At 38.5% G+C, this 6,085-nt stretch carries 6 protein-coding genes; 3 read left to right on the top strand and 3 right to left on the bottom strand.

What is annotated here, in order from left to right:
* Nucleotides 1-44: 44 nt before the first annotated feature.
* Entirely contained in the window at nucleotides 45-776 is a 732-nt protein-coding gene (locus RMX89_RS31115) for a J domain-containing protein (RefSeq protein ID WP_322691655.1), read from the bottom strand.
* A gap of 210 nt (nucleotides 777-986) precedes the next feature.
* On the opposite strand from RMX89_RS31115, the gene RMX89_RS31110 reads away from it, so the two are divergent.
* On the top strand, nucleotides 987-1,361 hold the full coding sequence (locus RMX89_RS31110) for an NINE protein (protein WP_289795333.1): 375 nt from the start codon (nucleotides 987-989) through the stop codon (nucleotides 1,359-1,361).
* Between the two features lie 14 nt (nucleotides 1,362-1,375).
* Nucleotides 1,376-1,909 (top strand): ComEA family DNA-binding protein, encoded by a 534-nt coding sequence (locus RMX89_RS31105; RefSeq protein WP_322691654.1) that lies wholly within the window; start codon nucleotides 1,376-1,378, stop codon nucleotides 1,907-1,909.
* 79 nt (nucleotides 1,910-1,988) lie between these two features.
* Here RMX89_RS31105 and lepB read toward each other — a convergent pair whose 3' ends face one another.
* Nucleotides 1,989-2,561, bottom strand: a complete 573-nt coding sequence (gene lepB, locus RMX89_RS31100) for a signal peptidase I (protein WP_322671969.1) — start codon at nucleotides 2,559-2,561, stop codon at nucleotides 1,989-1,991.
* 1,627 nt (nucleotides 2,562-4,188) lie between these two features.
* Between lepB and RMX89_RS31095 the strand changes: the two genes are divergently transcribed.
* Nucleotides 4,189-5,097, top strand: coding sequence for a polysaccharide deacetylase family protein (locus tag RMX89_RS31095; RefSeq protein WP_322671968.1), 909 nt, complete (start codon nucleotides 4,189-4,191; stop codon nucleotides 5,095-5,097).
* Between the two features lie 175 nt (nucleotides 5,098-5,272).
* Here the strand turns inward: RMX89_RS31095 and RMX89_RS31090 are convergent, their stop codons facing one another.
* The gene (locus RMX89_RS31090) at nucleotides 5,273-6,007 is read right to left on the bottom strand and encodes a class I SAM-dependent methyltransferase (RefSeq protein ID WP_322671967.1); all 735 of its coding nucleotides are present in this window, start codon (nucleotides 6,005-6,007) and stop codon (nucleotides 5,273-5,275) included.
* Nucleotides 6,008-6,085: the final 78 nt, after the last annotated feature.

The raw sequence follows: 6,085 nt of genomic DNA, 5'->3' as shown, positions 1-6,085 counted from the left end.
CCTCTAATTCTATTTGATTCGCGTTCTCTCATATCGCTTTTAGTCTAAACTCCAGGTACTAAACCTAATAAAGCATAATAGTCGCTGTTATTTGGCTCTAACTTGATGGCATCGCGCAGTTCTTGCACGGCTAGGGCCCAATTGGCTAGCCTGACGTACTCAATAGCTCGCTGGTAGTGACGTTGGGCGTAATTTGTCAAAACTGGTTTGACATTAGTTTCTTCATTAAATGTCAATTCAACTGGCTTGACTTCTACTTCGGGGATGATGCGAACAGCTCTTTGCGGGAGAAACAAGTCAGGTTTATGCAACTGTAAGTAAACTAAATTCAGTATACTAATTTGTTGTGTAACTTGATAAAACTGATGGAGTGATTTGTATTGAGCTTCTGCATAGGAAGCGATCGCTTCTTCATAAAACAATTCTGCTTGCGGTGCAGACATTTCTATAATTTCCTGAGCTATGGCACTTTGCCCACACAAAGCTTGCTGCTGTAATACTCTTGCGTCCGATCGCAGCATAGCTATGGCAATCAAGCGCTTGTGTCGATTTTTGAGTTGTTCGTAAGCTGGATTGATTAAATAGCTAAGTATTGCCGTTGCTAATTCTTCGTCTGGATTGCAGTTTTTAGCATAGCGATCGGGATGTAGCAGTTTCGCTAAAGTATGATAGCGTTTAAAAATCTGGCGATCGTCAGCACTCACAGAAATTCCTAGCACAGCGTAAGGATCGCAAAGCTGTTTTAGCCATTCTGGCGGTAGGAAGGTCTGTGACATCGTAGTAGTCTAGATCCGTTAAAAACTTAAAATTAGCATCAAAGCTGAATGCACAGTCATGTGAAACTTACTCAAATTTCTTCAAATTGGGGATTGGGGACTGGGAACTGGGAATTGGGGACTGGGAAGATTTAGTTAGGGATGAATTGTCTGTGTGCCTTTTGGCTGTCTTATTGTCGGAACTATGGTATTCGTATATTTATTAGAAATATGTTGACTAAGCGCAAAAGCCGAAGTGTTGCCGCTGTTTTAGCTTTTTCTGGCACACTGACAATTTCAGGATTACATAAATTCTACCTGGGACAGCCGCTGTGGGGTGTTTTGTATGTGTTGCTTTCCTGGACGCCGATCCCCAAGGTAGCTAGTGCGATTGAGGGAGTTTGGTATTTAGCCCAAGACGAAGAAGCTTTCGATCGTAATTTTAATCTCGGCAAGTCAGCAGCAAGGACTTCACAAAAGGCGATTAATCAGGTAGGAGCGATCGCTGACGCAATGCGGGAATTAGATGCTCTGCGCCAGGATGGACTAATTTCAGAGTATGAATTTGAGCAAAAGCGCCGCCAATTGCTAGACCAGATTTCTTAAGGTAAGCAACAATCATGAATAACTGGCTACCTTTAAATTCCAGACTGCAAAAACTCCGCGCCAAGCTCCTCAACGATCCCTACTATCGCCTACAATCTGGAGAAGAAATTCAGATTGCAGCTCAATTAGGTATTCGCATTGATGCTAATCAAGCGACTGTAGATGATTGGTTACGCCTACCAGGTTTGTCAATTCACCAAGCGCGATCGCTTGTGGAACTTTCACATTCAGGTGTGAAATTTTACTGTATTGAAGATATCGCTGCGGCTTTGGGTATGCCAGCGCCGCGCTTAGAGCCATTAAAGCCTCTGCTGAATTTTATTTACTATGACCACGAATCTTTAGAAAATCCTACCCATTTACTCAACCCGAACACAGCAACCGTTGAAAAATTAGCACAAATCCCATTTATAGATTTGTCTCTGGCGGAAGCAGTGGTGCAAAATCGGCAATCAGCCGGGCCCTACCGTAACCTGGCTGATTTCCAGCGACGGCTGGAGTTAACTGGTGATGCGATCGCCCAGATAATGTATTATTTGAGATTTTAAGTTAAAAGTTAGAAGTCTTAAAATAACTCCTAACTCTGGCAATTTTGGATTGAAAGAAAAATCCAAAATCTAAAACTGATTAAATGAACCCAATGCGATTGAGAGGCCAAAAGCGAAACGTTGCCCGACCGATGACATTTTTTCTGGGTAAAAAGCCCCAATAGCGAGAGTCATTACTATCGTTGCGATTATCTCCCATAACAAAAAATTCGTCTTCTGGGACTTTCACTGGTTGATATGGCTGATTTGGAGGTTCAGCGATGTAGTCTTCTGCTAAGGGTTGACCGTCGAGGTAGACTTTGCCAGAAGCAACACTAATTACCTCACCAGGCTGACCAATAACTCGCTTGATAAACGCTTGGTCTTTGGGATATCCTCGACGTTGTAGTTCTGCGGGTGGCTGAAAAACAATAATATCGCCAGTTATGGGAGGGTGAAAATGGTAGGAGATTTTTTCAACTACCAAGCGATCGCCAGTATGTAAGGTGGGCAACATTGAGTCAGAAGGTATATAGCGCGGTTCGGCGATAAAAGTCCTGATTAAGAATGCCAAACACAGTGCGATCGCTATTAAGATCAGATTTTCTTGCCAACTACGCCATACTTTTAACGACGCACGCTCTTTTTTTGCATCACTTTCGTGAGGAATCATAAAAGTTTCTAGCCAGTTTCAGAAGTGAGACAAATACCTTGATTATTTTGACTCAAAAGTTATATTAATAGGAAAAGAGGATTTAGGCTCAACCTATACAGATATTAAATAATACACTTACCCATTTGCTAAAGATAAGCAAAAGTACTGTAAAGAAACTATGACTTGTCTGAGGTAATATAAGCTAATAATTAGGATTGCTAAATAGATTATTAAAAATAAAAATTTTAATTGCTGTAATTATAAGGCAAGTTATGAGACAATCGGAAGTTTTGTTTCTTCCTGCAAGATCGGCTAGTTACAGACTGCTAAAGTGATACAACCAGTAGGTTTTTTCTTTAAACAGAAAATTGGTTGTGAGTTGCAAAATAGTCTACCTCATGTTTGACAGTATCTACCTCACTTTACTGAAAAAACGTAGATAGCGCAGCGTTAGCGAGTCCACGAGCGTCGGGCTGTCTTGCTGGAGGTTGAGTTACAAGAAAATTTCCTTTTTAAGTAAAATTACATAAACTTAGCCAAAATTTAAATGTATTTTTAAATGCATAAATTTGGTTAAAAACCGCGTTTTTAGTCAAAAATACTACTTTCAAAGATGAAATATAGGCTTTATTGCTTCAATGGATAAATAGTATTATATTGTGATTTTAATCACTTGCCTATATATACAAAATTAATTTCCGTAATTACACGGTGACAGTGCATATTAAACTGTACTATTAATTAAGATATAAACATACTTAATTATCGAAAAAAACATTCACAGACAGAAGGCTACTAGCAATTTGAGCTAAAGTATCAGCATCCGAAACAGAAGTAAGCTGCTGATAGAATTATTTTTCTTGAATGAGTCAAAGGTGACTAGATTGAAACAATAAATGCCCCTTGCCAATGAGAAACTATATTGAATCAATTTTCGTCTGGTCTATTTCATAGAAAGTACAAGGTAACATTCTGTCAGTTAAAAATTTAACTTTTTCTTAAAAAGGAAACAATCGCAACAGGCAGTAAAATATATCTTATCAAGAATAGAACTAATAGTTTGCCAGAGTCTTATTTTAAAGAGGCCCTACCTTTTTAAGTAGTTTTGTATGTTAATCAAACAATTCACTTAAGTTGTAAACTATACAGTTTTACAGTGAGAAAGTCTGACTAAAAAACTTTAGTTTGCTAAAAGTACAAATTGTAGGTATGACAACTGAGTTCATCTTATTTGAAAAGCTATAAAACTTGAAAGGATAATGCTGCCTTAGCGGTGAACTGAAAAACAGCAACTAATTCATAACTCCTATTTAAAAGGATTTTGGGGTGTGGTTAATTATTTGATTGTGTTCCTCTGCTTCTTAGAGCTAGTGGTAAGAATGTGGAAGCGCAAAGCTTACCTTTGATAACTGGGTTGAAATTAAACAGTACCAAGTATTGTATATTCAACGCTGTCCAAATCGAGAGCATATAGATTTTAGTTAAAGCAATATAGTCGCTCTTAATCAATTCTGAATTCCCGTTAGTACCAATTTCAATTTTCATGATTACCAGAAAGTAACTGGTATCTAAATATCTAATAAAAATGTGCTATAACGTACCGTCATAACCGTGGTGATGGTTCGATCTTTGAAGGAGCTTTGAGGTGGAAAATAATAAGTCGTTTCTGTGGCCAGAAGGAATATTAATTGCGCTACTTGCTTTAGGTGGTGTTTTTAGTCTTGCTTTTATGATGCTTCTAAGGCCAAATGCTTCGGATGCTCAGAATAGACCAAGTATAAATATCAAGGATGTATCTGCAAACGTAGGAACTCAGCAGCGCATTGAGAAATTAAAGGCGGAGATGCTTACAAGGTGGCAACAAGAAGCACAAACAAAGGGTCTAGCCTACCCCATACCAAGACGCTTTCAAGGGGAAATCATCAAAGCTGCAAAACTTACTCAGGGTGAGAAAGTGATTGCTCTTACCTTTGATGATGGTCCTTGGCCTCAGACCACAGGGCAAGTGCTAGATATTCTAAAATCAAATAATATCAAAGGGACGTTTTTTGTAGTCGGGCAGAACCTAAAAAATTATCCAGAGTTAGGAAAGCAGATTGTCGCTCAAGGTCACGTCATTGCCAACCATACTTGGCATCACTGGTATCACTTCTTTAATCAACAAGCAGCTGCTTTTGAAATTGAGCGCACAACAGACTTAATTTATCAAGTTACAGGTGCTAAAACAAATCTCTTCCGACCGCCTGGTGGCAATCTGCACAATGGATTAGCAGCTTATGCAAAAGGACAAAAGTATGCCGTGGTGATGTGGTCTGCTGATTCCACAGACTACAAGTTACCAACTGTACCAAAGTTGATCGATAACGTGATTAAAGATTCTAAACCTGGTGGGATTGTGCTAATGCATGATGGTGGTGGTAATCGTTCTAGAACTGTGCAAGCTTTACCAGAAATTATTAGCAACTTTAGAAAGCAAGGCTATCGCTTTGTGACTATTCCAGAACTTTTAGAAATGGAAGATACAGACCAAAAGTTGCTTGCTAACAAAAAGTAATAGTTATTAATTATGGGCAATTGCTCAATAGTAATTGGCTAACAACTAAAATTATATTTTGTGGATAAGATGCATTTGGGATTAGAGTTTAGACTAGTTCCTAGTGCAAAAATAAAAAAAATCAACTTTTAAGTTGATGAATAATTTTGGTTATTTAGATGGCGGTTTAACCTAGCTATGGAGAGGCTATAACTGTCCAAGTTGCCATATATGTTCCAGCGTACTTATTGGAATAATCAGTAGTGCTATCAGGCACGAACCAGTCAGGAGTCGTCTTCTGCTGTTGAACTTTTTTGTCCAAGTCAATTTGCAGAGAAATATTCTCGTAAACAATTTTTGCCTTTACAACTTTCAGCAATTTTTCTAGCAAGTTTTGTAACCATTCTGCCCGAACATATAAATTATGAGATGGATGTTCGCCATAAGCAAAAGGTATAATAAGCACCAAATATCCTTTGTCGCTTATTAGTTTATCCAAGCAGAATTGAACGAGTTCTCGATCGTCGTTTTTTTCTAGTGTTTCCTTGTCAACATTATGAAATAGCAAACCAGCTAGCACAACGGCATCAAATTTTTGATTTTCCGAAGCTAATTCTGGCAGTGCTACCGATAAATCTTTAGCGATAAACTTCTGCTTGGGGTATAGTTTTGAACAGTATTGTATCGCACCTTCACTATGATCTATCCCAAGGTAGTCACATCGCTCAGGTAGATATTTGTTCAAAGCTCCATTGCCACATCCCAAATCTAACAAAGAGAAGGAACGTTGCTTAAAAGCCAGATCGAGATACCAAACTGATGGGGTGTATCGGGTAGCATTTTCAGGAGATTCAAAGTATGAATAATAATCATCTTGAAAACGTTCTTCTTCAGACGTTTTGCGATCGGGAGCTTGATCTTCTATAAGCATTTTTATAGACAAATCCTAATTTGTTGGTAAACATTTATAGTGCAGTGTACCAGGATTTAGGTAATGCCTTCTATACTC

Origin of the sequence: Nostoc sp. DedSLP04, assembly GCF_034530775.1 — a bacterium.
GTDB lineage: Bacteria > Cyanobacteriota > Cyanobacteriia > Cyanobacteriales > Nostocaceae > Nostoc.
Note: the sequence above shows the minus strand (reverse complement) of the source record. Positions and strands in the feature narration are given on the sequence as shown.

Coding starts and splice junctions, on each gene's coding strand:
- RMX89_RS31115 (WP_322691655.1), bottom strand. CDS start 776: ATGTCACAGACCTTCCTACCGCCAGAATGGCTAAAACAGCTTTGCGAT.
- RMX89_RS31110 (WP_289795333.1), top strand. CDS start 987: ATGTTGACTAAGCGCAAAAGCCGAAGTGTTGCCGCTGTTTTAGCTTTT.
- RMX89_RS31105 (WP_322691654.1), top strand. CDS start 1,376: ATGAATAACTGGCTACCTTTAAATTCCAGACTGCAAAAACTCCGCGCC.
- lepB (WP_322671969.1), bottom strand. CDS start 2,561: ATGATTCCTCACGAAAGTGATGCAAAAAAAGAGCGTGCGTCGTTAAAA.
- RMX89_RS31090 (WP_322671967.1), bottom strand. CDS start 6,007: ATGCTTATAGAAGATCAAGCTCCCGATCGCAAAACGTCTGAAGAAGAA.